General features: G+C 68.6%; 20 protein-coding genes. 9 read left to right on the plus strand and 11 right to left on the minus strand.

What is annotated here, in order from left to right:
• The first annotated feature begins 58 nt into the window (after positions 1 to 58).
• The 5 genes from QZM35_RS21560 (at position 59) to bioB (ending at position 5,193) form a co-directional block, all read left to right on the plus strand.
• Positions 59 to 463, plus strand: a complete 405-nt coding sequence (locus QZM35_RS21560; protein WP_301776743.1) for a hypothetical protein — start codon at positions 59 to 61, stop codon at positions 461 to 463.
• Between the two features lie 175 nt (positions 464 to 638).
• Entirely contained in the window at positions 639 to 1,985 is a 1,347-nt protein-coding gene (gene bioA, locus QZM35_RS21565; protein ID WP_174973153.1) for an adenosylmethionine--8-amino-7-oxononanoate transaminase, read from the plus strand.
• Entirely contained in the window at positions 1,982 to 3,400 is a 1,419-nt protein-coding gene (bioF, locus tag QZM35_RS21570) for an 8-amino-7-oxononanoate synthase (protein WP_301776744.1), read from the plus strand. The genes bioA and bioF overlap by 4 nt, the downstream gene beginning before the upstream one ends.
• The gene (bioD, locus tag QZM35_RS21575) at positions 3,397 to 4,116 is read left to right on the plus strand and encodes a dethiobiotin synthase (RefSeq protein WP_089426452.1); all 720 of its coding nucleotides are present in this window, start codon (positions 3,397 to 3,399) and stop codon (positions 4,114 to 4,116) included. Before bioF ends, bioD begins: the two co-directional genes overlap by 4 nt.
• A 54-nt stretch (positions 4,117 to 4,170) precedes the next feature.
• Positions 4,171 to 5,193 (plus strand): biotin synthase BioB, encoded by a 1,023-nt coding sequence (bioB, locus tag QZM35_RS21580; protein WP_089441144.1) that lies wholly within the window; start codon positions 4,171 to 4,173, stop codon positions 5,191 to 5,193.
• Between the two features lie 51 nt (positions 5,194 to 5,244).
• Here bioB and QZM35_RS21585 read toward each other — a convergent pair whose 3' ends face one another.
• The 3 genes from QZM35_RS21585 to QZM35_RS21595 form a co-directional block, all read right to left on the minus strand.
• The gene (locus QZM35_RS21585; protein WP_301776745.1) at positions 5,245 to 5,388 is read right to left on the minus strand and encodes a hypothetical protein; all 144 of its coding nucleotides are present in this window, start codon (positions 5,386 to 5,388) and stop codon (positions 5,245 to 5,247) included.
• A gap of 116 nt (positions 5,389 to 5,504) precedes the next feature.
• On the minus strand, positions 5,505 to 6,230 hold the full coding sequence (locus QZM35_RS21590; RefSeq protein ID WP_089426454.1) for a copper homeostasis protein CutC: 726 nt from the start codon (positions 6,228 to 6,230) through the stop codon (positions 5,505 to 5,507).
• Between the two features lie 88 nt (positions 6,231 to 6,318).
• Positions 6,319 to 7,605 carry an EAL domain-containing protein gene (locus QZM35_RS21595; RefSeq protein WP_089426455.1) on the minus strand — a complete coding sequence of 429 codons (1,287 nt, stop codon included), beginning with the start codon at positions 7,603 to 7,605 and terminating at the stop codon, positions 6,319 to 6,321.
• A gap of 298 nt (positions 7,606 to 7,903) precedes the next feature.
• Between QZM35_RS21595 and QZM35_RS21600 the strand changes: the two genes are divergently transcribed.
• The gene (locus QZM35_RS21600; RefSeq protein ID WP_089426456.1) at positions 7,904 to 9,571 is read left to right on the plus strand and encodes a Na+/H+ antiporter; all 1,668 of its coding nucleotides are present in this window, start codon (positions 7,904 to 7,906) and stop codon (positions 9,569 to 9,571) included.
• Positions 9,572 to 9,663: 92 nt separating this feature from the next.
• Here the strand turns inward: QZM35_RS21600 and QZM35_RS21605 are convergent, their stop codons facing one another.
• Together QZM35_RS21605 and QZM35_RS21610 are read right to left on the minus strand one after the other, a co-directional pair.
• On the minus strand, positions 9,664 to 13,236 hold the full coding sequence (locus tag QZM35_RS21605; RefSeq protein WP_301776746.1) for an indolepyruvate ferredoxin oxidoreductase family protein: 3,573 nt from the start codon (positions 13,234 to 13,236) through the stop codon (positions 9,664 to 9,666).
• Between the two features lie 2,298 nt (positions 13,237 to 15,534).
• On the minus strand, positions 15,535 to 16,092 hold the full coding sequence (locus tag QZM35_RS21610) for a sugar O-acetyltransferase (RefSeq protein WP_089426458.1): 558 nt from the start codon (positions 16,090 to 16,092) through the stop codon (positions 15,535 to 15,537).
• A 357-nt stretch (positions 16,093 to 16,449) separates the two neighbouring features.
• On the opposite strand from QZM35_RS21610, the gene QZM35_RS21615 reads away from it, so the two are divergent.
• Positions 16,450 to 17,064 carry a glutathione S-transferase family protein gene (locus QZM35_RS21615; RefSeq protein ID WP_089426459.1) on the plus strand — a complete coding sequence of 205 codons (615 nt, stop codon included), beginning with the start codon at positions 16,450 to 16,452 and terminating at the stop codon, positions 17,062 to 17,064.
• 52 nt (positions 17,065 to 17,116) lie between these two features.
• On the opposite strand, the gene QZM35_RS21620 is transcribed toward QZM35_RS21615, so the two are convergent.
• Entirely contained in the window at positions 17,117 to 18,079 is a 963-nt protein-coding gene (locus QZM35_RS21620; protein ID WP_301776747.1) for an ion channel, read from the minus strand.
• Between the two features lie 188 nt (positions 18,080 to 18,267).
• A complete protein-coding gene (locus tag QZM35_RS21625; RefSeq protein WP_069249019.1) occupies positions 18,268 to 19,287 on the minus strand; it encodes a sulfate ABC transporter substrate-binding protein in 1,020 nt (339 codons plus the stop codon).
• Positions 19,288 to 19,740: 453 nt separating this feature from the next.
• On the opposite strand from QZM35_RS21625, the gene dapA reads away from it, so the two are divergent.
• Positions 19,741 to 20,634 (plus strand): 4-hydroxy-tetrahydrodipicolinate synthase, encoded by an 894-nt coding sequence (gene dapA / locus QZM35_RS21630; protein WP_301776748.1) that lies wholly within the window; start codon positions 19,741 to 19,743, stop codon positions 20,632 to 20,634.
• 56 nt (positions 20,635 to 20,690) lie between these two features.
• Here dapA and QZM35_RS21635 read toward each other — a convergent pair whose 3' ends face one another.
• From QZM35_RS21635 to QZM35_RS21645, 3 genes are all read right to left on the minus strand, one after another.
• The gene (locus tag QZM35_RS21635) at positions 20,691 to 21,071 is read right to left on the minus strand and encodes a type II toxin-antitoxin system VapC family toxin (protein ID WP_301776749.1); all 381 of its coding nucleotides are present in this window, start codon (positions 21,069 to 21,071) and stop codon (positions 20,691 to 20,693) included.
• A complete protein-coding gene (locus tag QZM35_RS21640; protein ID WP_089426463.1) occupies positions 21,071 to 21,280 on the minus strand; it encodes a hypothetical protein in 210 nt (69 codons plus the stop codon). Before QZM35_RS21640 ends, QZM35_RS21635 begins: the two co-directional genes overlap by 1 nt.
• Positions 21,281 to 21,395: 115 nt before the next feature.
• On the minus strand, positions 21,396 to 22,439 hold the full coding sequence (locus QZM35_RS21645) for a LysR substrate-binding domain-containing protein (protein ID WP_089426464.1): 1,044 nt from the start codon (positions 22,437 to 22,439) through the stop codon (positions 21,396 to 21,398).
• Between the two features lie 106 nt (positions 22,440 to 22,545).
• Here QZM35_RS21645 and QZM35_RS21650 point away from each other — a divergent pair, with 106 nt between their 5' ends.
• A complete protein-coding gene (locus tag QZM35_RS21650; protein ID WP_301776750.1) occupies positions 22,546 to 23,817 on the plus strand; it encodes an MFS transporter in 1,272 nt (423 codons plus the stop codon).
• Positions 23,818 to 23,873: 56 nt separating this feature from the next.
• Here QZM35_RS21650 and QZM35_RS21655 read toward each other — a convergent pair whose 3' ends face one another.
• Complete coding sequence (locus tag QZM35_RS21655) at positions 23,874 to 24,512, minus strand: glutathione S-transferase family protein (protein WP_301776751.1); 639 nt, start codon at positions 24,510 to 24,512, stop codon at positions 23,874 to 23,876.
• Positions 24,513 to 24,519 lie beyond the last annotated feature (7 nt).

Raw genomic sequence — 24,519 nt, forward strand, 5'->3', positions numbered from 1 at the left:
CGAGCGCAATCCGGGGAACGCTCGTTTTTACGAGCATCCAGCTTGAATTCATGTAGCCGTGATCGTTATTTCGATCCCTGTCGACATAACGATCGATTTTACGAACATGAAGGTTAATCAAGCCGCCGCCGGCCCAACCGTTCTCGCGGAAGCCGCCCTCGTTGGCGAAGCGCTCGCCCGTCTGCGCGTTTCGCGCCGCGTTCAGCAAAACGAGGCGTCGAGAAAGGCGATCCTGGCGTCGCCCTGGGGCAGTGGCTTCGGTATCTCGACGCGATTGGTCACCCGCCGGCCTGATCGGGCAACGCGCGACGCTGGATCATTCGATCTCCCCGTGTCGCCACAAACCACCCATTTCATCATTCCCCATATTTCTGCGCCATCACGCCCCATCCGCCCCGCGATTTTTTTCAGTTGGGGGGTCTCACTCGAACGCCGTCATCTGCGGTCATTTCGGGATATCTGAACCGTACCGTCCCGAGCCGCTCCGATCTGCGTCGAACTCCCGCCCGGCAAGGCTTTGCGGTGTTTGTAACCGGTAGTGCAACGGGTCGCGGAACACGCTAATCTCAGCGCGTTTCGTGTCCCGCCGCGCGGCATCCCGTCGATGCCGCGCAGCCGTTTTATCCCCCGGAGTCGCCTTGAGTACGCCAGCCACCGACGACTGGGTCGCGCGCAGCCTGCGCGCGGTCTGGCATCCCTGCACCCAGATGAAGCATCACGAGCGCCTGCCGCTGATCCCCGTCGCGCGCGGCGCGGGCCTGTGGCTGTACGACCGTGACGGCCGCCGCTACTTCGACGCGATCAGCTCGTGGTGGGTCAACCTGTTCGGCCATGCGAACCCGGACATCAACGCGGCGCTGAAGGACCAGCTCGACACGCTCGAGCACGCGATGCTCGCCGGCTGCACGCACGAGCCCGCGATCGAACTCGCGGAGCGGCTGCACGCGCTGACCCAGCGCACGCTCGGCCATGCGTTCTTCGCGTCGGACGGCGCGTCGGCGGTCGAGATCGCGCTGAAGATGAGCTTCCACGCGTGGCGCAACCGCGGCTGCGCGAACAAGCAGGAATTCGTCTGCGTCGCCAACAGCTATCACGGCGAGACGATCGGCGCGCTCGGCGTGACCGACGTCGCGCTGTTCAAGGACGCGTACGACCCGCTGATCCGCCATGCGCACGTCGTCGCGTCACCCGACGCACGCGGCGCGCTGCCGGGCGAAACGGCCGCCGACGTCGCGGGCCGCGCGCTTGCGGACGTGCGGCGCCTGTTCGTCGAGCGCGGCGACCGGATCGCCGCGCTGATCGTCGAGCCGCTCGTGCAGTGCGCGGCCGGCATGGCAATGCACGATCCGTCGTACGTCCGCGGGCTGCGCACGCTGTGCGACGAATTCGGCGTGCACCTGATCGCCGACGAGATCGCGGTCGGCTGCGGCCGCACCGGCACTTTCTTCGCGTGCGAGCAGGCCGGCGTGTGGCCCGATTTCCTGTGCCTGTCGAAAGGCATCAGCGGCGGCTACCTGCCGCTGTCGCTCGTGCTCACGCGCGATGACGTGTTCGCCGCGTTCTACGACGACGACACGACGCGCGGCTTCCTGCACTCGCATTCGTACACGGGCAACCCGCTCGCGTGCCGCGCGGCGGTCGCGACGCTCGACCTGTTCGAGCGCGACGACGTGCTCGCGGCCAATGCCCGCAAGTCGGCGACGCTGCGCGCCGCGCTCGCGCCGCTCGATGCGCACCCGCAGGTACGGCACCTGCGCGAGCGCGGCACGCTGTTCGCGTTCGACGTCGCGCTCGACGGCGACGCGGCGCGCGGCTTCTCGCGTCGCTTCTTCGAGCGCGCGCTGGAACGCGAGCTGCTGCTGCGCCCGATCGGCACGACCGTGTACCTGATGCCGCCGTACGTGATGAGCGACGACGACATCGCTTGGCTCGCGCAAAGCACGCGCGACACGCTCGATGCAACGCTCGCGGAGATCACCGGATGACACAACAGCCCCCACGCTCACTTCGTTCACTGCCCCCCGAGGGGGCGGCTGCCTCCCTTGGGGCGGCCCGGCGGGAGGCAGCGACGAACCCTCTGCTCGATACCCTGCAACGCGGCCTCGCCGCGCTCGACGCGCAAGGGCTGCGCCGCGTGCGCCGCACCGCCGACACCGCGTGCGATGCGCGCATGACCGTCGACGGTCGCGAGATCATCGGCTTCGCGAGCAACGACTATCTCGGCCTCGCCGCGCATCCGGCGCTCGTCGCCGCGTTCGCCGAAGGCGCGCAGCGCTACGGCTCCGGCAGCGGCGGCTCACACCTGCTCGGCGGCCATTCGCGTGCGCACGCGACGCTCGAAGAAGAACTCGCGGCCTTCTCGGGCGGCTTCTCCGACGCGCCGCGCGCGCTGTACTTCAGCACCGGCTACATGGCGAACCTCGCCGCGATGACGGCGCTCACCGGCAAAGGCGCGACGATCTTCTCCGACGCGCTGAACCACGCGTCGCTGATCGACGGCATGCGGCTGTCGCGCGCGAACGTGCAGGTCTATCCGCATGCGGACACGGCCGCGCTCGCCGCGTTGCTCGACGCATCGGATGCCGAAACGAAGTTGATCGTCAGCGACACGGTGTTCAGCATGGATGGCGACATCGCGCCGCTCGCCGAACTCGTCGCGCTGGCCGAACGCCACGGCGCGTGGCTCGTCGTCGACGATGCGCACGGCTTCGGCGTGCTCGGCCCGCAAGGCCGCGGCGCGCTCGCGGCCGCCGCGCTGCGCTCGCCGCATCTCGTATACGTCGGCACGCTCGGCAAGGCCGCCGGCGTCGCGGGCGCGTTCGTGATCGCGCACGAGACCGTGATCGAATGGATGATCCAGCGCGCGCGCAGCTACATCTTCACGACGGCCGCGCCGCCGGCCGTCGCGCACGCGGTATCGGCCAGCCTGAAGGTGATCGCGGGCGACGAAGGCGACGCGCGACGCGCCCATCTCGCCGCGCTGATCGACCGCACGCGCGCGCTGCTGCGCAACACGCGCTGGCAGCCGGTCGATTCGCACACGGCCGTGCAGCCGCTCGTGATCGGCAGCAACGACGCGACGCTCGCGGCAATGCGCGCGCTCGACGCGCACGGCCTGTGGGTGCCCGCGATCCGGCCGCCGACGGTGCCCGTCGGCACGTCGCGGCTGCGCGTGTCGCTGTCGGCCGCGCATTCGTTCGACGATCTCGCGCGGCTCGAAGCCGCGCTGATCGAAGCCAGTGAGGCGCAGGCCGCGCAGGAGGCAGAACAGCCCCCACGCTCACTTCGTTCGCTGTCGACCGGAGTTGGCGCTTCAGCGCTTACTCCGGTCCCATGCACGGCTCCCCCCGAGGGGGCTGCAGCCTCCCTTGGGGCGGCCCGGCGGGAGACTGCGGCATGACCGCCCCGCTCTCGCTGTTCGTTACCGGCACCGACACCGAAATCGGCAAGACCTTCGTCTCAGCCGCGATGCTGCACGGCTTCGCGCGGCATGGCCTGCGCGCGGCCGCGCTGAAACCCGTCGCGGCCGGCGCGTATGAACGCGACGGCGTGTGGCGCAACGAGGACGCCGACCAGCTCGACGCGGCCGCGAACGTCGTGCTGCCGCCCGAGCTGCGCACGCCGTTCCTGCTGAAGGCGCCGGCCGCGCCGCATATCGTCGCCGCGCAGGAAGGCGTGACGCTCGACATCGACACGATCGTCGCGTGCCATCGCGAAGCGCTGACGCGCGCGGAGATCGTCGTCGTCGAAGGCGCCGGCGGCTTCCGCGTGCCGATGAACGACACGCAGGACATGGCCGATCTCGCGGTCGCGCTCGGCGTGCCGGTCGTGCTCGTGGTCGGCGTGCGGCTCGGCTGCATCAACCACGCGCTGCTCACCGCCGACGCGATCGCCGCGCGCGGCCTCAAGCTCGCCGGCTGGGTTGCGAACCACGTCGACCCGGCGATGTCGTTCCCCGACGAGAACATCGCGACGATGCGCGACTGGCTCGCGCGCGAGCATGGCGCGCCGCTGCTCGGTCGCATTCCGCACCTGAGCCCGGCCGCCCCCGAATCCGCCGCGGCGATGCTCGACATCGCCACGCTCGTCGAGACGCTGCGCACCGCGCAGCATTGACCAACCGAAACAGATCCCCCGATCCCTCATCCCCGACCAGGACAGGAAAACGATATGACCCAAGCCCAGACCGCCGCCACCGTGCAACCCGACGCGATTCCCGTGGCCGCTCCGGTCTCGCAGCGCTGGCGCGTCGCCGACGTCGTCGCGCTGTTCGAGCTGCCGTTCAACGACCTGCTCTTCCGCGCGCAGCAGGTGCACCGCGAGCACTTCGACGCGAACGCGGTGCAGCTGTCGACGCTGCTGTCGATCAAGACGGGCGGCTGCGAGGAAGATTGCGGCTACTGCTCGCAGTCGTCGCACCACGACACGGGCCTGAAGGCCGAGAAGCTGATGGACGTCGACGCGGTGCTCGACGCCGCGCGCGCGGCGAAGGCGAACGGCGCGAGCCGCTTCTGCATGGGCGCCGCGTGGCGCAACCCGAAGGAGCGCCACATGCCGGCGCTGACCGAGATGGTGCGCGGCGTGAAGGAACTCGGCCTCGAGACCTGCATGACGCTCGGCATGCTGGAAGACGAGCAGGCGCAGGAACTCGCGAGCGCGGGCCTCGACTACTACAACCACAACCTCGACACGTCGCCGGAGTTCTACGGCCAGGTGATCTCGACGCGCACCTACCAGGATCGCCTCGACACGCTCGACCGCGTGCGTGACGCGGGCATCAACGTGTGCTGCGGCGGCATCATCGGCATGGGCGAATCGCGCCGCGAACGCGCGGGCCTGATCTCGCAGCTCGCGAACCTGAATCCGTATCCGGATTCGGTGCCGATCAACAACCTCGTCGCGATCGAAGGCACGCCGCTCGAAGGCACCGCACCGCTCGACCCGTTCGAATTCGTGCGCACGATCGCGGTGGCGCGGATCACGATGCCGAAGGCCGTGGTGCGCCTGTCGGCCGGCCGCGAGCAGCTCGACGACGGGCTGCAGGCGCTGTGCTTCCTCGCCGGCGCGAACTCGATGTTCTACGGCGACCAGCTGCTGACGACGAGCAACCCGCAGTCGCAGAAGGACCGTGCGCTGTTCGAACGCCTCGGGATCCGTTCGAGCGATGCGGACGCGATGACGGCGAACGCGTAAGCGGCAGCATCGCGTACCCACGAAAAAGCCGGGGCATGCCCCGGTTTTTTTTCACCCGATCGCCTGCACCGCGTTGCCCTGCGCGTCGAGAATCACGGTCTTCCCGACCCGCCAGCGCACGCCGTCGAGCCCGTCGACCGCATGCTCGCCGGCAGCGCCGCTGCGCCTGCACCGGATCGACGCGTGCGCTGTCATCTGCGCCGTCCTGCGTGTCGGGTGACGCCCCCGTCATGTGGCCGGCCCTTCCGGATGGCGCACCGGTGTGTCGTATCCGCGCGTACGGCAGCGGCCGCTGCCGTGCGCCATGTGCATCACACGTGTGCCGCCGCGCCGTCGATCGCCGCGCGCACGCGCTCGACGAGTGCTTGATCGACCGGCGCCAGCACCTCGCCGCGCGGCCGCACCCCCGAGCCGAAATGCACCGCGCGCACGCCGGTCGCGCGGACGAAATCGCCGACCGCATCGACCGTGAGCCCCGAGCCGGCCAGCACCGTGCAGGTCGAGCCTGCCGCCTGCCGCGCGAGCCGCGTGATCGTCGCGACCGCGTCGAGCACCGACGGATGGCCGCCCGACGTCAGCACCGACGTGACGGCCGGCACGCGCAGCAGCGCGTCGAAGGCGGCGTTGAGGTCGCGCGACACGTCGAACGCGCGGTGGAAGGTCAGTGCGCGGCCGTCCGCCGCGGCCGCGATGCGCGCCAGCGCGCCGAGATCGACGTCGCCGCGTGCGTCGAGCGCGCCGAACACGACGCCGTTCGCCCCGGCCGCGACGGCTGCGCGCACGTCGCGTTCGATCACGCGGAGATCGTCGGCGTCATAGACGAACGACCGGCTGTGCGGTCGCACGATCACGTTGACGGGAATGGGCACGGCGGCCACGACGGCTTCGATCAGGCCGACGCTCGGCGTCAGCCCGCCTTCGGTGATCGCGGTCACGAGTTCGAGGCGGTCGGCGCCCGCGCGGGCGGCGGCCTTCGCATCGCCGACGGTCGTGGCGATCACTTCGAGGAGAACGGAGGAGGCGGCGTTTCGGTTCATGGGCGGCCCGCGAATCGTCAGGACAATTCGCGCATCCTAGCCGAGCCGCGTGATGGACGCCAGCGTGCCGGCGGCGATGCGCGCGGCGCTAGCCGGCGTCCGCCTCGTCGTCGCGCCAGTCGATATCGCCGCACAGCACGCGCTGCGCGTCGCCGATGCGCACGGCCACCGACAGCGTCACGCACGGCTGCGCCTCGTTGATCGACAGGTACGGCCGCGTGACCTGCACGCGCCCCGGCTCGGCGATCGCCGAGCGGAAATACGGCCGGCGCAGCCAGTTCGCGCCCTGCGCGTCCGCCAGCGGCGAGAAGCGCGCCTCGGCGAGCGCGCGGTCGGCGCGCAGCACGACGTTGCGGCCCGACTGGCGGCCGTGCGCGTCGAGCAGGAAGCAGCGCGCGGCCGCGTCGAGCGCGAGGAAGTTCCAGCACACCTCGTCGAGCGGCTCGCCGGCCGCGAGACGCTCGGCCGCACGTTCGAACGCGCGCAGGTACGGCGCGAGCCGCTGCGCATCGCGCCGTTCGCGCGCGTCGGTCTGCTGCCGGAAGCGCTCGGTCAGCTCGCCGATGCAGCCCGTCGCGGCCGCGCTGTCCGGCAGCCCCGGCGCCGGCCGGCCGAAGTAATAGCCCTGCACGAAATCGGCCTCGCACGACAGCGCGATCTGCGCCTCGTGCTCGGTCTCGATGCCCTCGACGAGCACCAGCTTGCCGGCCTCGTGCAGCAGCGTCACGAGCCCGTGCAGGATCGCGGTGAGCCCCGTGCGATGCGCCGCGTGCGACAGCATGATCCGGTCGAGCTTCACGATGTCCGGGTTCAGTTGCCAGATCCGCTCGAGGTTCGAGTGCCCCGCGCCGAAATCGTCGAGCGCGATCAGGAAGCCGTGCGTGCGGAATTCGCGCACGGCCTCGGCAAGCCGCTCGACGTCTTCCGCGCGCTGCTCGAGCACTTCGAGCACGACGCGGCGCGGCGGCATGCCGAGCCGCTTCAGGTTCGCGAGCAGCGCGGCTGCCTGGAACGGGTCGGTGAGCACGCCCGGATGCACGTTGAGGAACAGCCACTCGCGCTCGGCGCCGAGCAGCGCGAAGTTCTCGAGATGCAGCGCCTGCGCGAGCCGGTCGAGCTGCAGCAGCTCGCCCCGGCGCGCGGCTTCGCCGAACACGTCGAGCGGCGACACCGCGCGATCGAGCGCATCGTGCGCGCGCAGCAGCGCCTCGTAGCCCACCGCACGCTGGTGCGACAGGCTGAAAATCGGCTGGAACACGGTCGTGAGCGTCATGTCGCGGTGCTGCGTCGCCAGACGTTCGAAGCCGGAACTCACCTCCCGCTCGAACCGGTACGGCGACGCGGCGGCCGGACGCTCCTGTTGCACGATCGTCATGCCTTCCTCCTGGTATTGCCTTCGAACGCGGCGCCCGACGAAGCGAGCGGCGCGTGCAATGTCATTGGTTGGACCCTCGGTTGCCCGGTCGACGCCGGACGGCTGCCGAACCTCAAGCAAGCTCCGTGCAAGGCGCCGACAGCCCGTGCGCCGCACGGCTCGCGCCGGGTTGCCGCACCATCCCGGCGCAGGTCGCGCGCACCGTTTTCGTGCACGCGCACCGGCCGCTCGAACGCACCCGTCACGCCAGCACGCTACACTCCGTACGATCGTTTCATTCCCCGTATTCGCCGTATCGATGGAAATCGTCTTCACCGTTCTGATCCTGCTGCTGACCGTCGCGCTGTCCGGCGCCGTCACTCGCAACCTGCCATTCCAACTGCCGTTGCCGCTGATGCAGATCGCGTTCGGCGCGATGCTCGCGTGGCCGAAGCTGAACCTGCACGTCACGTTCGATCCCGAAATCTTCATGCTGCTGTTCATTCCGCCGCTGCTGTTCGCGGACGGCTGGCGGATTCCGAAGCGCGAGCTGTACCTGCAGCGCCGCGCGATCCTGATGCTCGCGTTCGGGCTCGTGTTCATGACGGTACTCGCAGTGGGCTACTTCGCGCACTGGCTGATACCCGAGTTGCCGCTGCCGATCGCGTTCGCGCTCGCGGCCGTGCTGTCGCCGACCGACGCGGTCGCGCTGTCCGGCATCGCCGGAAAGGGCCGGATCCCGCCGCAACTGATGCACATCCTCGAAGGCGAGGCGCTGATGAACGACGCGTCCGGCCTCGTCGCGCTGAAATTCGCGATCGCGGCCGCGCTGACGGGCATGTTCTCGCTGCGCGACGCGTCGGTGACGTTCGTGATCGTCGCGGCCGGCGGGCTCGCGACGGGCGCGCTCGTGTCGTGGGCGTTCAGCGCGCTGTCGACGCGCTTCCTGAATGCCGAGCAGGAAGGCGATCCGGCCCCCGGCATCGTGATGACGCTGCTCGTGCCGTTCGCGGCCTACCTGTTCGCCGAGCACCTCGACCTGTCGGGCGTGCTGGCGGCCGTGTCGGCCGGGATGATGATGAACTACACGAGCTTCTCGCGTAAAAGCACCGTCGCGTCGCGTGTGCGCGCCGAAAGCACGTGGGCGATGATCGAGTTCGTGTTCAACGGCATGGTGTTCATCATGCTCGGGCTGCAGCTGCCGCACATCATCGGCCGCACGCTCGTCGACGCGCACCACACGAGCGACGCGCTCGTCGGCCGGATGATCTTCAACGTCTGCGCGATGATGCTCGCGCTGTATGCGATCCGCTTCCTGTGGGTCTGGCTGCTGCGCTGGTTCGCGAGCCGTCGCGCCGCGCGCCACGGCCTCGCGGGCACGATGGCCGGCGTGCGCACGATCGCGGTGATGACGGTCGGCGGCGTGCGCGGCGCGGTCACGCTCGCCGGCGTGCTGTCGATTCCGGTCGCGCTGTCCGACGGCGTGCCGCTGCCGGGCCGCGACACGGCGATCTTCGTCGCGTCGGCCGTGATCCTCGGCTCGCTCGTCGTCGCGGTGGTCGGCCTGCCGCTGCTGCTGCGCGGCGTGCGTTCGTCGCGCAGCCCGCTCGGCGACGAGGAACGCGCCGCGCGCGCGGCCGCCGCGCAGGCCGCGATCCGCGCGATCGACTCGTCGCACGACGCGATCTCGGTCGATCTCGACGAATCGGGCGCCGCACGCTGCGCGGATATCTCCGCACGCGTGATGGACCAGTACCGCCGCCGCCTCGCGACGCTCGCCGAGGACGGCCCCACACCGCGCGCGGAAGCGAAGCAGGCCGAAACGATGGAACTGCAGATGCGGATCGCGGCCGTGCGCGCGGAACGCTCCGCGCTGTACCGGCTGCGCAGCGAGAGCAAGATTTCCGACGAGACGCTGACGAAGCTGCTCCGCGAGATCGACCTGTCGGAAACCGCGCTGTCGACGCGCAAGAAAGGCATTCTCTAAAGGGCCGGCCGCTGCCTGTACGCAGCAGCCGCGGCCCAATAAAAAACGGCGACGCACACGCGTCGCCGTTTTCACATCCACCCGCGTTCGCGTTACTTCGCGACGACGACCGGAATCCCCTTCAGCATCCCCGCGCCCTTCATCTCGTCGAGCGCGTGCTGCACGGCCGCGCTCGTCGCCGCTTCGATGCCGAGCTGCAATGCGAGCTCGCGCTCCGCGCGCTTCACGCCCGCGAGATTGCGCACCTTCACGTGCCCGAAGCCGCGCACACGTGCATGCAGATCGGCCAGTTGCGTGACCTGCGCCGCATTGCCGGCCGTCATCGCGGCGAGCGCACGCGCGAGCGTCGTCTCGTAGTCGTCGGCGAGCGCACGCTCCATCTTGCGCTCGACGGTGCGGCCGAACGGATCGAGCCACGTGCCGCGCAGGCTGCGCACGCGCGCCAGCATGCCGAACACCGGCCACATCCACTGGCCGAACACGCGCTTCTTCGGTGCGCTGCCGTCGCGGCCGGCCTTCGCGACCGTCGGCGGCGCCAGGTTGAACTTCACGCGATAGGCCTGCCCCGGCACGCCTTCGAACTGCGCTTCGAGCGCCGCGCGGAACGCGTCGTCCGTGTACAGCCGCGCGACCTCGTATTCGTCCTTAACCGCGAGCAGCCGGTAGAACGTCGTCGCGACCGCGCGCGTCAGCGCGTCATCGCCCTTCGCACGCGCCGCGCTCACGAGCGCACGGTAGCGCTCGACATAGCGCCCGCCGCCGTACGCATCGAGACGCGCTTCGCGATCGGCGATCAGCTCGGCGAGCGTCTCCGGCGCGGCATGCGCGGCCACCGCGTGACGCGCGTTCCACAACGCATCGAGGCCCGCCGCGTCGCCGGCCGCCATCCGGCCGATCGAGAACGCGAGCTTGTTCATCGGCACCGCGACGTTGTTCAGCTCGATCGCGCGCATCATCGCTGCGAGCGACACCGGCACGAGGCCGAGTTGCCATGCGTAACCGAGCATCAGGATGTTCGCGCCGATCGAATCGCCGAGGAACTTCGCAGCGAGCGCCTGCGCGTCGCAGCTCGACAGGTAGCCGTCGCCGGCCGCGTGGTGCATCTTCTCGAGCAGCGCGTCCGCATGCAGGTTCGCATCGGGGTTCTGCACGAACGACGCGTTCGGGATCCGGTGCGTGTTGACGACGATCCGCGAACGCTCGTGACGCACCGTCTGCAGCGCCTCGGCGCTCGCGCCGACGACCATGTCGCACGCGAGCAGCACGTCCGCCTGCTGCGTGTCGATGCGCACCTGGTTCAGCCACCGGTCGCTCGACGCGATCCGCACGAACGACAGCACCGACCCGCCCTTCTGCGCGAAGCCCATGAAGTCGAGCACCGACGCGCTCTTGCCTTCGAGGTGCGCGGCCATGCTGATCAGCGCGCCGACCGTCACGACACCCGTGCCGCCGACGCCCGTCACGAGCATGTCGAACGGCGCCGCATCGAGATGCGTCGCCGGCACCGGCAGCGCATCGACCCTCGCGGCGAGCGCGGCTTCGTCGAACGCGGCACCGGCGGCCTTCTTCAGCGCCGCGCCTTCGACCGTCACGAAGCTCGGGCAGAAGCCGTTCACGCACGAGTAGTCCTTGTTGCACGACGACTGGTCGATGCGGCGCTTGCGGCCGAGCGGTGTTTCGAGCGGCTCGACCGACAGGCAGTTCGACTGCACACCGCAATCGCCGCAGCCTTCGCACACGGCGTCGTTGATGAACAGGCGCTTGTCCGGGTCGGGGAATTCGCCCTTCTTGCGGCGGCGGCGCTTCTCGGCCGCGCAGGTCTGGTCGTAGATCAGCACGGTGACGCCCGGCGTCTCGCGCAGCTCGCGCTGCACGGTGTCGAGTTCGCTGCGGTGATGGAACGTCGTGCCCGTCGGGAACTGGCCGTGATGACCGTCGTACTTCTCCGGCTCGTCGGACACGACCACGAAGCGCGACACGCCTTCCGCCTCGACCTGCCGCGCGATCTGCGGCACCGAGATGCTGCCGTCGACCGGCTGGCCGCCCGTCATCGCGACCGCGTCGTTGTAGAGGATCTTGTACGTGATGTTCGCTTTCGCGGCCACGGCCTGGCGGATCGCGAGGATGCCCGAGTGGAAGTAGGTGCCGTCGCCGAGGTTCTGGAACACGTGCTTCGTGTTGGTGAACATCGCGTGCGCGGCCCAGTCGACGCCCTCGCCGCCCATCTGGATCAGGCCCGTCGTGTCGCGCTCCATCCACGACGCCATGAAGTGGCAGCCGATGCCGGCCTGCGCGATCGAGCCTTCCGGCACCTTCGTCGACGTGTTGTGCGGGCAGCCCGAGCAGAAGTACGGCGTGCGCTTCACCGCGTCCGCCTCGTTCGACAGGATCTGCGGCGCGACGAGATCGACCACGCGCTCGCGGCGGTCGAGCGCCGGCTTGTGGCGCGCGAGCCAGTCGGCGAACACCGGCAGGATCCGCGACGGGCGCAGCTCGCCGAGTTCGGACAGCAGGCACGCGCCGGCGGCGTCGTGCTTGCCGAGCACACGCGGGCGCGCGCCTTCCGTGCGGTTGTACAGGTAGTCCTTGATCTGCTGTTCGATGACGGGACCCTTCTCCTCGATCACGAGCACTTCGGCGAGCCCGTCGACGAAGGTTTCGACGCGCGTCATCTCGAGCGGATACGACAGGCCGACCTTGTAGATCCGCACGCCGGCCGCGTCGAGATCGGCCACCGTCAGGTCGAGGCGGCGCAGCGCTTCCATCAGGTCGAGGTGCGCCTTGCCGCAGGTCACGATGCCGACGTTCGCCTGCGCGCTCGGCGCGATCCACTTGTCGATGCTGTTGGTGCGCGCGAAATGGCGCACCGCGTCGAGCTTCGCGGCAAGGCGCGCCTCGATCGTGAGGCTCGGCAGGTCGGGCCAGCGGTTGTGCAGGCCGCCCGCCGGCGGCGTGAAGCCTTCCGGCGCCGGCCACTGCGTCTGCAACGCGTCGAGGTCGACGGTCGAACCCGATTCGACCGTCTCCGAGATCGCCTTGAAGCCGACCCATGCGCCCGAATAGCGCGACAGCGCCCAGCCGTACAGGCCGAATTCGAGCATGTCGGCGATGTTCGCCGGGTTCACGACCGGCATGTGCCACGCGATCATCGCGAAGTCGCTCTGGTGCGGCATCGACGACGACACGCAGCCGTGGTCGTCGCCCGCCACCACCAGCACGCCGCCATGCGGCGACGAGCCGTACGCGTTGCCGTGCTTCAGCGCGTCGCCGGCGCGATCGACGCCCGGCCCCTTGCCGTACCACATCGCATACACGCCCTCGACCGTGCGCTCGGGATCGGCCTCGACCCGCTGCGTGCCGAGCACGGCCGTGCCGCCGAGTTCCTCGTTGATCGCGGGCAGGAAGCGCACGCCGCCGGCGTCGAGCAGTTTCTTCGCCTTCCACAGCTGCTGGTCGACCATGCCGAGCGGCGAGCCGCGATAGCCGCTGACGAAGCCGGCCGTGTTGAGCCCCTGTTCGGCGTCGACCGTGCGCTGCATCAGCAGCAGGCGAACCAGCGCCTGCGTGCCGGTCAGGAAGATCCGGCCGCGCGTCGCGGTCAGGTTGTCGGTCAGGCGGTAGTCGGACAGGGCAGGCGTGCCGTCGACGGGCAGGCGGGCAGTCATGGGGGGATGTCTCCGGATTGTGCTGTTCTGGGCTGCTCGGCAGGGCGTCGGGCGACGCGTGACTGGCGGCAGCGAATGGCTCTATTTTTTCGCGCGCAGCCGAGAATGTTTTTTCTCATCTTGCTCGGGCGGGCCCCCTGTGAGAAAAACTGCGCAGCTTTTTGGCGGGATTTGAGAGAGTTTTCGCGCACGGCGGTCGGGCGGGATGGGCCACGCGTCGGGGTGGGCGGGTCGTTTGTCGGGGAAACGTGTGGCGGTCCGATGGTGGCTCCGGGTAGGGGGCGGGTGGCGCTCGTGCCCCGTGTGGCAAGGGTTTCAGCGCATCTTGGCGGTGACCCTCACCATTGAAATGCACAGCGTTGCGATTGGTCGGCGGCGCGGGATGTCCACAACGCCGCGCCCCTCGGCCGATCGGGCTCGCGCGCTCACCGTTCGATTGCACAGCATTTCGAGTGGCGTGGAGGCCGGGATGTCCACATCGTTGTCGGCATGCGTTGGGCTCTTGCTTCGACGCTCACCGTTGAAATTCACAGCGCGGCGAGTGGGTTTCGGCTGCGGATATCCACATCGGCGATGGCGTATTGTGTCGATCGGCGGCTCGCCTTCAACGTTCGAATGCTCAGGGTCGTGAGTGGGTTTGTCGGCTGGAAAGGCGTGCAGAAACATGCATGCCGGGCAATTGCAGACTCGCGCTCATGGTGGAAGTACGTTGGGTCGCGAGTGGGTTTATCAGCAGGACGGGCACGCCGGAACACGCATGCTGCGCAATCGCGGGCGGGCGCTCATCGTGGAAATACACTGGATCGCGAGCGGGCTTATTGGCCGGACAGGCGTGCCGGAACCCGCATGCTGCACAATCGCGAGCGGGCGCTCAACAAGGAAATACTTTGGGTCGCGAGTGGGTTTATCAGCAGGACGGGCGCACTGGTACACGAATGCCGGGCAATCGCGGGCTCGCACTCTTCGTGGAAATGCTTTGGGTCGCGAGCGGGTTTATCGGCCGGACGAGCACGCTGGAACCCGAATGGCGCACAATCGCGGGCTCGCGCTCACCAGGGAAATGCATTGAGTCGGGAGCGGGCTTATCGGCCGAACAGGCACGCCGGAACCCCCATGCTGCGCAATCGCAGATTCACACTCTCCGCAGAAGTACACACTGGGCACGAGTAGGTTTATCGGCCGGACATGTACGCCGCAACGCGCATGCGGCACAATCGCGGGCTCGCGCTCACCGTTGAAATACACAGGGCTTCGAGTGTCTGCAACAGTGGTTATCCACGCCCGATCCGGCATTGCCGACCAACCACGCGGGCACCCTCACCGTTGAAAATCACAGCGCTTCGAGTGGTCCGCGACGCAGGATATCCACATGCAAGCGCGTCTACCGATGCGATAACGGATGGGCGCCGCGGAAGGTGCGACCGGCTGGGAATCCTTGCGGGAAAAGGCTCACCGGCCGATCGGTGCTAACACTCACCGTCGAAATGCACAGTGTCGCGAGTCGTTTCGGTGATCGGATATCCACACGGGGGCTCGCGTTGGCCCCGCTCGCACGCTCGCGTCCGAACCGGACATGCACGCCACGTCGGACGGAACCGCCGGCCGAACAATCGCGTCTTGCCGCGCCGACTGCCGACTGCCGATCGCCGACTGCCGATCGCCGATCGCGTATTCGCGCTCGCCGCTGCATTGCGCAGCGTTTCGAGTCGCTTGCGAACGCCGCGATGCGCCGCGAAATCTGCACGTTGCAGACCACGCACCCGCACTCGCCGTTAAAATGCACGGCCTTTCGGGTGACAGCCGGAACCGGATCTTCACGTCGCGGCACGCACGCGGTTCCGCCACGCATGCGCGCGTTCGGCTAGAATGCGCGACGCCTCGAACCACGCAAAGATCGGAAAACCGCGCCAGAAAAGGCGCATCGCCCGATCGGACGCCGCCCCTCACCGTTGAATTCCACAGCATTTCGCGTCGTTTCGCGGGCGAGTTGTCCACAACCCGCTTCATGCCTTCCGTATCATCCGGTGACCCTCACCTGTGAAACGCACAGGGCGCCGAGTCGTTTCGGCGTGAGGATATCCACAACCGATCGCGCGGCGCGACTTTCGTCCGACCATCGACCGGAACGGCGCACGCATCCGCCAGCCGCTATCGGGCCTTTACCGGAAAGCCCCCTCCAGACTGCCTCGGCGGCACGCTCACCGTTCAAATGCACAGCGTTTCGAGTCGCCGTTGAGGTGCGTTATCCACATCAGTCCAACAAGGCTGCCTCGACCAGGCACGCGCCCTCAATCCGGATTACTCGGCAATCGACCGGATGACCGCCGCCGGATTGCCGCCGACCAGCACATCCGGCGGAACATCCCGCGTGACGACGGCCCCGGCCGCGACCACCGAGTTCTCCCCCACCGTCACACCGCCGATGATCGTCGCGCCGGCGCCGATCCAGACGTTCCGTTCGATCACGATCGGCTTCGCGACGACGAAGTCGCGCCGCCCCGAAGGTTCGACGGGATGGCCGGACGTGATGAGGCTGACGTTCGGCCCGATCATCACGTCGTCGCCAATCTCGAGCCCGCCGAGATCGTAGAACGTGCAGTTCTGGTTGACGAACACGTTGCGCCCGAGCTTCATGCCGGTGCCGCCCGTCGCATGGAACGGCGGGATCAACATGAAGCCGTCGTCCACCTGCGTGCCGATCAGTTCTCCGAATAATGTGCGAACCTCGGCGGCATCGTCGAACGTCAGGCGATTGATCCGCGCGGCGATCGACATCGCCCGCCTGACCTCGGCCACCATCGCCGCCGATTCCGGCGTTCTTCTCGGAATGATCGTGGTGCGATCGTCGTTTGCCATGCGTGAGTTGTCTCTCATGACTTCCCTGTTTCGTGATGCATCCGCGCTCGCGGAACGATGCCCGTGTTGGCGTGTGCACGGACGTTGCTGGCTCCGTGATGCCGTGTGCGGAATGCCGGCCTAACCGTGATATCCGTCACATCCATAACTAGTTTAAATATAACTAGTTATCAACATACATCCTTGTACCATAAGGCTTTGCCCGGTCTTCTGCCTGATTCACGCCCGACACACAGCGCATCGGGTCATCACACGCGGATAGCCGCCCCTCGCCGGGCGCCTCTGTCCGAACCGCCGCTGCTCGGGTACGCTGGAGCATCCACCGGACCGACAGCTGCACCCCAACGCGGAGGCACGATGAAGCTCTACTACTGGCCGAAGACCCGGGCATTCCGGGCCTTGTGGATGCTTGAAGAACTCGGCGTGGTGTATGAACTCGTGCCGATCGACCTGCGTTCGCACGAACAGGGCAGCGACGCGTTCGTGCAGGTCAACCCGATGGCCAAGCTGCCCGCGCTCGACGACGGCAGCGTGCCGTTCGCCGAATCGGGCGCCGTGCTGCTCTATCTTGCCGACCGCTGCCCCGGCGCCGGGCTCGGCGTCGCGCCCGACGATCCGCTGCGCGGCCGTTTCCTCCAATGGATGTTCTTCACGCCGACCTGCCTCGAACCGGCGATGGCCGAAAAATTCACCGGCGCGTCGGGCAATCCGGTCGCGTTCGGCTGGGGCAACATCACGCGCGTGCAGCGCGCCCTCGCGCAAGCGCTCGCCCATCGTCCGTGGCTCGTCGGCGACCGCTTCACCGCGGCCGACCTGCTGCTCGCCAGCACGCTGAAGATCGCCTTCGACGCGCATCTGCTGCCGCACGAAGGCGTGCTCGGCGACTACGTCGCGCGCGCCGAGGATCGCGACGCATTCCGCCGCGCGGTCGCGATCGAACAGCGCGAAGCGGCGCGCCTGCTGCATGCGTGACGTGTACGCGTGTCGTGCGGGGGGCGGCGCTACCCGCCGCCCGCGAGCACGCCTACGCAGCCGGGCCCGACGTCGCGGCGCCGGCATTGACCACCGCACCCGGCGAGCCGCGCTCGTCGGTATCGGTGTCGACCGGCACCACCTCATGAAAATGCGTGTAGTCGATGTGCGTGATGCCGTCTTCGTCGTGCATCAGGTCGACATAACGGTGACGCCAGCGGATCTCGTCATGCTCCCAGGAATGACGCGCCTGCATCACCTGCGCGGTGGTCTCGTCCGAGCCTTCGATCGTGATCAGCAACGACGCGTCGCGCGCGGCAAGCGATTCGGGCGTCTCGCCGAACAGCGCGCTCGATTCGTCGATCACGTGCATCAGGTTCCAGCCGAGCAGGAAGATCGGATGCTCGCTGCGCACGAGCGCCAGGTCGTGGATCTTGCGCAGCGTATAGCCCTCGTGTGTGCCCTCGACACGCATCAGCCGCAGTTTCGCCTGCGCCTCGGCAATCACGTTCTGGCGCGCATTCGCGGCGCGCACCATCAGCGTCATCCTGCCGTTCAACGGCCGGACGATCGCGTAGCGTGCGAACAGGATCTTCGCCTGCGGCCGCGAAAACCGCGCAAACACGAGCCCCGTGGCCATCGCAATGCCCGACATCCCGACGAAGATCTCGAACGTCGCGACCAGGTGCGCATAGACGGTCTGCGGATGCATGTCGCCGTAGCCGACGGTCGCGAGTGTCTCGACGCTGAAGAAGAACGCGCCGCCGAAGCCGGCCGGCGACTGGTTCGCGATCGGCGCATGGCCAAGCAGGTAGAGCGTCGCAAAGGCGCCGTTGAGCAGCAGGAACAGCACGGCGAGCGACAGGAAGAATACGGGCCAGCTCACCGTCAGCGCGCGGTGATAGAGGTCGCGCCAGCCGAGCGGCGGCATCCCGTACGCGATCACCGGGCGGGTGCCCGACCAGAGCTTGCGGCCACGGCCGCGGGAGGCTGGGGAGGACGAATCGACGATCATCGCGCGGTGCCGGAAGCAGGGAGGCGATGAGCGTAGCACGCGCGGCGGCGGCCGGATATGCGTACCGGTTCGGAATGGAAATCCGTCGCGCCACCGGCCGCGCGACGCAAAAAAAAGCCGGCCGCGGAAACGGCCGGCTGCGTCTTCAGCGTATGGGCAAGCGAGCGGTGCTCACTTGCGAGCGGTGCTCACTTGCGGTCGACGATCACCTGGTCGAACGTGCCGCCGTCCGCGAAGTGTGTCTTCTGCGCGTTCGCCCAGCTGCCGAAGACCTGCTCGACGCTGAACGTCTTCAGCGACTTGAATTCGGCCGCATGCTTCTTCAGCACGTTCGCGTCGCGCGGGCGCAGATGGTGTTGCGCGATGATTTCCTGCGCTTCCGGCGTGTACAGGTAGTCGAGATACGCCTGCGCGACCTTGCGCGTGCCCTTCTTGTCGACGACCTTGTCGACGACGGCGACGGGCGGCTCCGCGAGGATGCTCGCCGACGGATACACCGCGTCGAACTGCGCGCCCGATGCGCCGGTGTCCATCAGCGCGACTTCGTTCTCGAACGTGACCAGCACGTCGCCGATGCCGCGCTGCGTGAACGTCGTCGTCGCGCCGCGGCCGCCGGAGTCGAGCACCGGCACGTTGCGGAAGATCGCCTTCTCGAAGTCGATCGCCTGCTGGTCGGTCGCGCCCTTCTGCTTCTGGAAGCCCCACGCGGCCAGATACGCATAGCGGCCGTTGCCCGACGTCTTCGGGTTTGCGATGATCACCTGGACACCCGGCTTCGCGAGATCGCTCCAGTCCTTGATCGCCTTCGGGTTGCCCTTGCGCACCAGGAACACCATCGTGGTCGAGTACGGCGAGCTGTTGTCCGGGAAACGCGCGCGCCAGTCCTTCGGCAGCAGCTGGCCGCGCTCGGCGAGCAGGTCGATGTCGTTCGGCTGGTTCATCGTCACGACGTCGGCCTGCAGCCCTTGCAGCACCGACAGCGCCTGCGCGCTCGACGCGCCGTGCGACTGCTTGATCGCGACCGTCTCGCCGGTCTTCTGCTTGTAGGCAGCGGCAAAACCCGCGTTGATGTCCTTGTACAGTTCGCGCGTCACGTCGTACGACACGTTCAGGATCGACGTATCCGCGTGCGCGGCCGTTGCCGCCACGACCAGCGCCGCCGCCGCGCCCGTGTGCAGCCAGCGGCCGATCCCCTTCATGCTTGCCATCGTGATATGCCCCGTTTCCAGTGGTGGTGAATGTGCGTGACGGCACGCGTACGCGCTGTCATCGAAACGTAAGCGGGCATTCTAGCGGCCGGGCGCGGCGCGCTTTCCAATCAGTCGTGGAAAGCAAATCTCGAATCCTGCTAAACGGCGGCGGGCGCTCGCGTGCGGATCGGATCCGGTGTTAAGATCGCCGCTCAGCCCATTTTCCCGGTTCTCCCATGTCCGCTGCCCTGCGCTCGCTTCCGATCCTCGCCGCCGTCGCGGCAGGTGCGCGCGCGGCCGGGCTGAAACTGAAAAAACGACTCCTCGACTGACGGGGACGTCGCGTCCCGTCAGGCGAATGCCGGACGGGATGCCCGCAGGTCGTTTCTTTCTCCTTGCTCGCACGCCTCACTCCGGCTCTCCGCCGGCGGAACGGTTCCTTCCCACTCCGTTTCCACCCTGAGGCTTTGCATGAACACACGTTTCGAAGGTATCTGGCTGCCGATCATCACGCCGTTCCACCACGGCGAAGTCGACCATGCCGCGCTCGCGCGACTCGCGCGCCACTATGCGGCCGCGGGCCTCGCGGGCTTCGTCGCCGGCGCGACGACCGGTGAAGGCGTGCTGCTCGACGCGCGCGAACAGGACGCCGTGTTTGCGACGCTGCGCGACGCGGCGCCCGGCCTGCCGATCGTCGTCGGGCTGACCGCGAGTGCGACGCATTTCGCGGCCGCCCGTGCGCGCGAACTCGCGGCGCTGCGGCCCGACGGGCTGCTCGTCACGCCGCCCGTCTACGTTCGGCCGACGCAGGACGGCATCCGCCGCCACGTCGAGGCGATCGTCGACGCGGCCGACCTGCCGGTGCTCGTCTACAACATCCCGTACCGCACCGGCGTGAACGTCGAACTGGACACGCTGCAGGCGCTCGCGCGCGACGCGCGCGTCGCGGGCATCAAGGAATGCGGCGGCACGCTCGACCGGATGAGCCGGCTCGTGCACGACACGCCGCTCGCGATCCTGTCCGGCGACGACAACCAGAACTTCGCGGCGATGTGCGCCGGTGCGCACGGCGCGATCGCGAGCAGCGCGCACGTGCTGCCCGAATGGCATGTGCGCATCCATGCGCTGCTGCGCGACGGCCGGCTCGCCGATGCGCGGCGCCTGTCGGTCGCGCTGCAGCCGCTCGTCGCGGCGCTGTTCGCGGAGCCGAACCCGGCGCCGGTGAAGGCCGTGCTGGCCGCGCAAGGGTGGTGCGAGGACGGGTTGCGGCTGCCGTTCGTGCCGGCGAGTGAAGGGTTGAGAGAGCGGCTGGCGGCCATTTGTGCGGAACTGGACGAAATCGAGCCGGACGTCGCGGCAGCATGAACCGCGACGCCACATGACGTGCAGCCGACCGATGGATTTCGCCCCGACAGATTGCTTCAAACTGTCAGAACGAGCGACCGGTCATACCGCGCAAGATGGGCATCGGCCGTCACGAGCTGAAGCGGCTCGTGACGGGCCTGTGCGACCAGCAAGCGATCGAATGGATCACGATGGTGGTGCGGCAGATCACGAACCGCGGCCCCATGCGCGGCCCGAACCGGTAGCTCGCGAATCCCGCTCGAGCCGATCGCTCGGATCAGCTTGCCGACGTCGATATCGAGCTGCCCCAGGCCGGCCTTGATGGCGGCCTCCCAGATACTCGCGCTGCTGACGAAACGTACGTCGGCGGCCGAGATCAGGCGGCGCGCCCTTGCGCTCAGCCTGGGGTCATTGGTCACGATCCACAGAAAGATGTGCGTATCGAGCAACAGCCGCATCAGCGCCCTTCGAAGGCATCCAGCAGGTAATCGGGCAGCGGAGCATCGAAGTCGTCCGCGATCCACGCCTGCCCTTGCAGGACACCGAACCGAACAGGCGGATCGCCGGGCACAAGTCGATCAGTTGACGTCCCGTCACCGCGGATCGTGGCATCTGCCCTTTGGGCCGGATCGACCGCATTGGTGCCGGGCGTATTCGCGTTTTGCATGATGACCTCCGTTTCAAGTGATCATCACTGTAGAGAGGTTCACCTGATCGATCCATTCGACCGATCGGCAGAGGGGCTGCCCAATTGCAACCCGCAGCGGCAATCGAGCGTTTCGTCACGCCGCCAGCGCCACCCCCGTCCCCTCCGTCGCATCCCGCACGGCCTGCTTCACGATCCGCGCGAGCCGATCGACGGTCGGCGTCGCCGACGACGTCCGCCGCAGCAAAATCAGCGGCAAACTCGGCAGGGCCGGCAGCCCGCTCGAAGCCGCATCGAGCACGCGCACCGACGCGGGCAGCCCGTACTGCGAGCGCACCGTCAGCCCGAGGCCGGCCGCTGCCGCGGCCCATAGCCCGGCGAGACTGGGGGTCGTGAACGCAACGCGCCACGGCACGCCCGCGCGATCGAGCGCGCCGGTCGCCGCGCCGAAGAACCGGCACGGCCGGTCGAACACGACGAGCGGCAGCGGCTCGCCGGGCTCCCGCCCCGCACGATCGCCCGTTTCGACCGCGCCGCCGTCCATCCCCTCCTCGGCACCGCCGCCCGGCATGCCGAAGCCGCCCGCGGCCAAGCCCGCCGCCCCCACCCACTGCATCGGCACCTGCGCGATCGCTTCGCTATCGATCCCCGCGCGCGCCACCAGCGCCGCCGACGCCGGGTCTCCCCACACCAGCGCGAGATCGAGCTGGTTCGCGTCGAGCCGGTCGAGCAAGTCGGCATTGCGCGCCACGCGCGCCTCGATCCGCACCTTCGGATGCGCACGCGCGAACCGCCCGAGCACGTCGGGCAGAATCGCCTCGCCGAAATCCTCCTGCAGCCCGACGCGCACCCAGCCGTCGAGATTCATGCCGCGCACGGCCGCGGCCGCCTCGTCGTTCAGCTCGATCATCCGCCGCGCGTAGCGCAGCATCGCGTCGCCGGCGTCGGTCAACGCCAGCCCGCGCCCGGCCTTCACGAACAGCGGCGTGCCGGCCTGCTCCTCGAGCTTGCGGATCTGCGCGCTCACCGCCGACGACGAGCGCGCAACGCGGTCGGCCGCCTTCGCAAAACTGCCGAGATCCACCCCGGCGACGAGGCTGCGCAGCGCCGCCACGTCGAAGTTGGGCCGGGCCAGCGCAAGCGACTCGCCGTCGTCGCGTGGAATGTCTTGTCCGGACATCTCAACCATCCTGTTTTATCGAGCGATTCATCAAAAACTTTCCGATTTTCAGGATGAATGTAGGTCGCCAGACTGTGGATGTCAATTTCCAACCGGGCCTGCCGTCATGGATACCTCGTGCATCGCTTCCCCCTCCTCGCCCGCCCGCGACGTGCGCGGCGCGGCTCATCGCTGGCGCGTGCTGGCGGCCGGCGTCGCCGCGAACATGAGCTTTTCGGCCGCGGCGGCCGGCATTCCGACCACGGCCGTGTGGATGCGCACGGCCTATCACCTCGACAACGGCGCACTCGGCCTCGTGCTCGGCGCGCTCGGCTTCGGCGTCGCGCTGTCCGAGCTGCCGTGGGGAATGGCCGCCGACCGCTTCGGCGACCGCCGCGTGCTGCTCGCCGGGCTCGTCGCGACGGCCGCGATGTTCGCGCTGATGGTGTGCACGATCGTCCCGAGCGCGCACGGCGTGCCGCCGCTGATGCGCGTCGTCGCGGCGATGTGCTGCGTCGGCCTGCTCGGCGGCAGCGTGAACGGGTCGAGCGGGCGCGCGGTGATGCGCTGGTTCGGCGAGCGTGAACGCGGGCTCGCGATGAGCATCCGCCAGACGGCCGTGCCGCTCGGCGGCGGCATCGGCGCGGCGCTGCTGCCGTCGCTCGCATCGCATATCGGCTTCGCCGCGGTATTCGGCGCGCTGATGCTGCTGTGTGCAGGTTCGGCCGCGCTCACCTGGCGCTGGCTGCACGAGCCGCCGGCCGAGCCGGCCGTGACACACCCGGCCACGCATCGCCCCGTCGAACAGCAGCCGTCCGCGCGGCAGGGGCGCAACCCGCTCGCGAGCGGCCCCGTGTGGCGCATCGTGCTCGGCATCGGCCTGCTGTGCGCGCCGCAGTTCGCGGTGCTCACGTTCGCGACGGTGTTCCTGCACGACTTCGGCCGGCTCGGCCTCGCCGGCATCAGTGCGGCGATGGTCACGCTGCAGCTGGGCGCGATGGTGATGCGCGTGTGGAGCGGCCGTCATACCGACCGGCACGGCAACCGGCGCGCGTATCTGCGCGGATCGGTGTTCGTCGCGGCCGGCTCGTTCGCGCTGCTCGCAGCCGCGACGGCTGGCCATGCGCACGTGCCGCTCGCCGCGATCGTCGCGATTCTCGTCTTCGCCGGCATCTGCGTGTCCGCGTGGCACGGCGTCGCGTACACGGAGCTCGCGACGCTCGCGGGCGCGAATCAGGCGGGCACCGCACTCGGGATGGCCAATACCATCGTCTACCTCGGGCTGTTCGCGACGCCACTCGCGATTCCACCGCTGCTCGCGGTCAGTTCGTGGAGTGTCGTGTGGCTCGCGGCCGCGCTGGTCGCCGGCGCGACCTATCCGCTGTTCGCCGCGAAATAGCAGCCGCACGTCTCATGCGGGCGTCGCCGCGCACGCCACGACGCCCGCGCGATCCGTCAGGCCGCCTCGCGCGCCAGCGCACGCCGCGACGCCGGCCGCTCGGCCTCGCGCTGCGCGTGGGCAGTCCAAGCCGCATGCCGCGTCATGTCGAGCCCGATCGCGACGCCCCAGCGATACAGCACGAACAGGAACGGATCGACGATCGAATGCGCGCCCGGCTCGGCCCACGTGCGGCCGTCGGCGAGCGCGGCTTCGATCGCCTCGTTCGCGGCTTCGATCGTGCGTCGGCCGTGCGCGCTGACCTCGCCATGCAGGGCCGGATCGCCGATGAAGCGGCCCGGCCTCCACAGCGCGCCATAGCCGACGCCATGCACCCAGCCGACCAGCCAGGCGAGCCATTCGTGGCACCGTGCCTCGCGCAGCGGATCGCCGAACGGCAGCAGCTGCGCCTCGGGATAACGGCGCGCGAGATACGTGAGGATCGCCGGCGTTTCGGTCAGCACGTGCGGCTCGCCCGGGATCGCGAGCACCGGCACGCGCGCCTTCGCGTTGATCGCGAGATAGCGCGCCTCGAGGTTCTGCTGCTTCTGCACGGAGACGATCTCGACGTCGAACGGCGCGCCGGTTTCCTCCAGTGCGATGTGGACGGCAAGCGAGCAGGCGCCCGGCGATAGATAGAGACGATAGGCGTTCATGGTGGTG

The organism is Burkholderia sp. AU45274, from assembly GCF_030482505.1.
Classification (GTDB): domain Bacteria; phylum Pseudomonadota; class Gammaproteobacteria; order Burkholderiales; family Burkholderiaceae; genus Burkholderia.

Bases quoted from the DNA above. Each gene is read 5' to 3' on its own strand.
- bioD (WP_089426452.1), top strand. From the start codon at position 3,397: ATGACCGCCCCGCTCTCGCTGTTCGTTACCGGCACCGACACCGAAATC.
- QZM35_RS21640 (WP_089426463.1), bottom strand. From the start codon at position 21,280: ATGCAAAACGCGAATACGCCCGGCACCAATGCGGTCGATCCGGCCCAA.
- QZM35_RS21635 (WP_301776749.1), bottom strand. From the start codon at position 21,071: ATGCGGCTGTTGCTCGATACGCACATCTTTCTGTGGATCGTGACCAAT.
- QZM35_RS21615 (WP_089426459.1), top strand. From the start codon at position 16,450: ATGAAGCTCTACTACTGGCCGAAGACCCGGGCATTCCGGGCCTTGTGG.
- QZM35_RS21610 (WP_089426458.1), bottom strand. From the start codon at position 16,092: ATGGCAAACGACGATCGCACCACGATCATTCCGAGAAGAACGCCGGAA.
- QZM35_RS21600 (WP_089426456.1), top strand. From the start codon at position 7,904: ATGGAAATCGTCTTCACCGTTCTGATCCTGCTGCTGACCGTCGCGCTG.
- QZM35_RS21590 (WP_089426454.1), bottom strand. From the start codon at position 6,230: ATGAACCGAAACGCCGCCTCCTCCGTTCTCCTCGAAGTGATCGCCACG.
- dapA (WP_301776748.1), top strand. From the start codon at position 19,741: ATGAACACACGTTTCGAAGGTATCTGGCTGCCGATCATCACGCCGTTC.
- QZM35_RS21595 (WP_089426455.1), bottom strand. From the start codon at position 7,605: ATGACGATCGTGCAACAGGAGCGTCCGGCCGCCGCGTCGCCGTACCGG.
- QZM35_RS21645 (WP_089426464.1), bottom strand. From the start codon at position 22,439: ATGTCCGGACAAGACATTCCACGCGACGACGGCGAGTCGCTTGCGCTG.
- QZM35_RS21620 (WP_301776747.1), bottom strand. From the start codon at position 18,079: ATGATCGTCGATTCGTCCTCCCCAGCCTCCCGCGGCCGTGGCCGCAAG.
- QZM35_RS21655 (WP_301776751.1), bottom strand. From the start codon at position 24,512: ATGAACGCCTATCGTCTCTATCTATCGCCGGGCGCCTGCTCGCTTGCC.
- bioB (WP_089441144.1), top strand. From the start codon at position 4,171: ATGACCCAAGCCCAGACCGCCGCCACCGTGCAACCCGACGCGATTCCC.
- QZM35_RS21625 (WP_069249019.1), bottom strand. From the start codon at position 19,287: ATGGCAAGCATGAAGGGGATCGGCCGCTGGCTGCACACGGGCGCGGCG.
- bioF (WP_301776744.1), top strand. From the start codon at position 1,982: ATGACACAACAGCCCCCACGCTCACTTCGTTCACTGCCCCCCGAGGGG.
- QZM35_RS21585 (WP_301776745.1), bottom strand. From the start codon at position 5,388: ATGACAGCGCACGCGTCGATCCGGTGCAGGCGCAGCGGCGCTGCCGGC.
- QZM35_RS21650 (WP_301776750.1), top strand. From the start codon at position 22,546: ATGGATACCTCGTGCATCGCTTCCCCCTCCTCGCCCGCCCGCGACGTG.
- QZM35_RS21605 (WP_301776746.1), bottom strand. From the start codon at position 13,236: ATGACTGCCCGCCTGCCCGTCGACGGCACGCCTGCCCTGTCCGACTAC.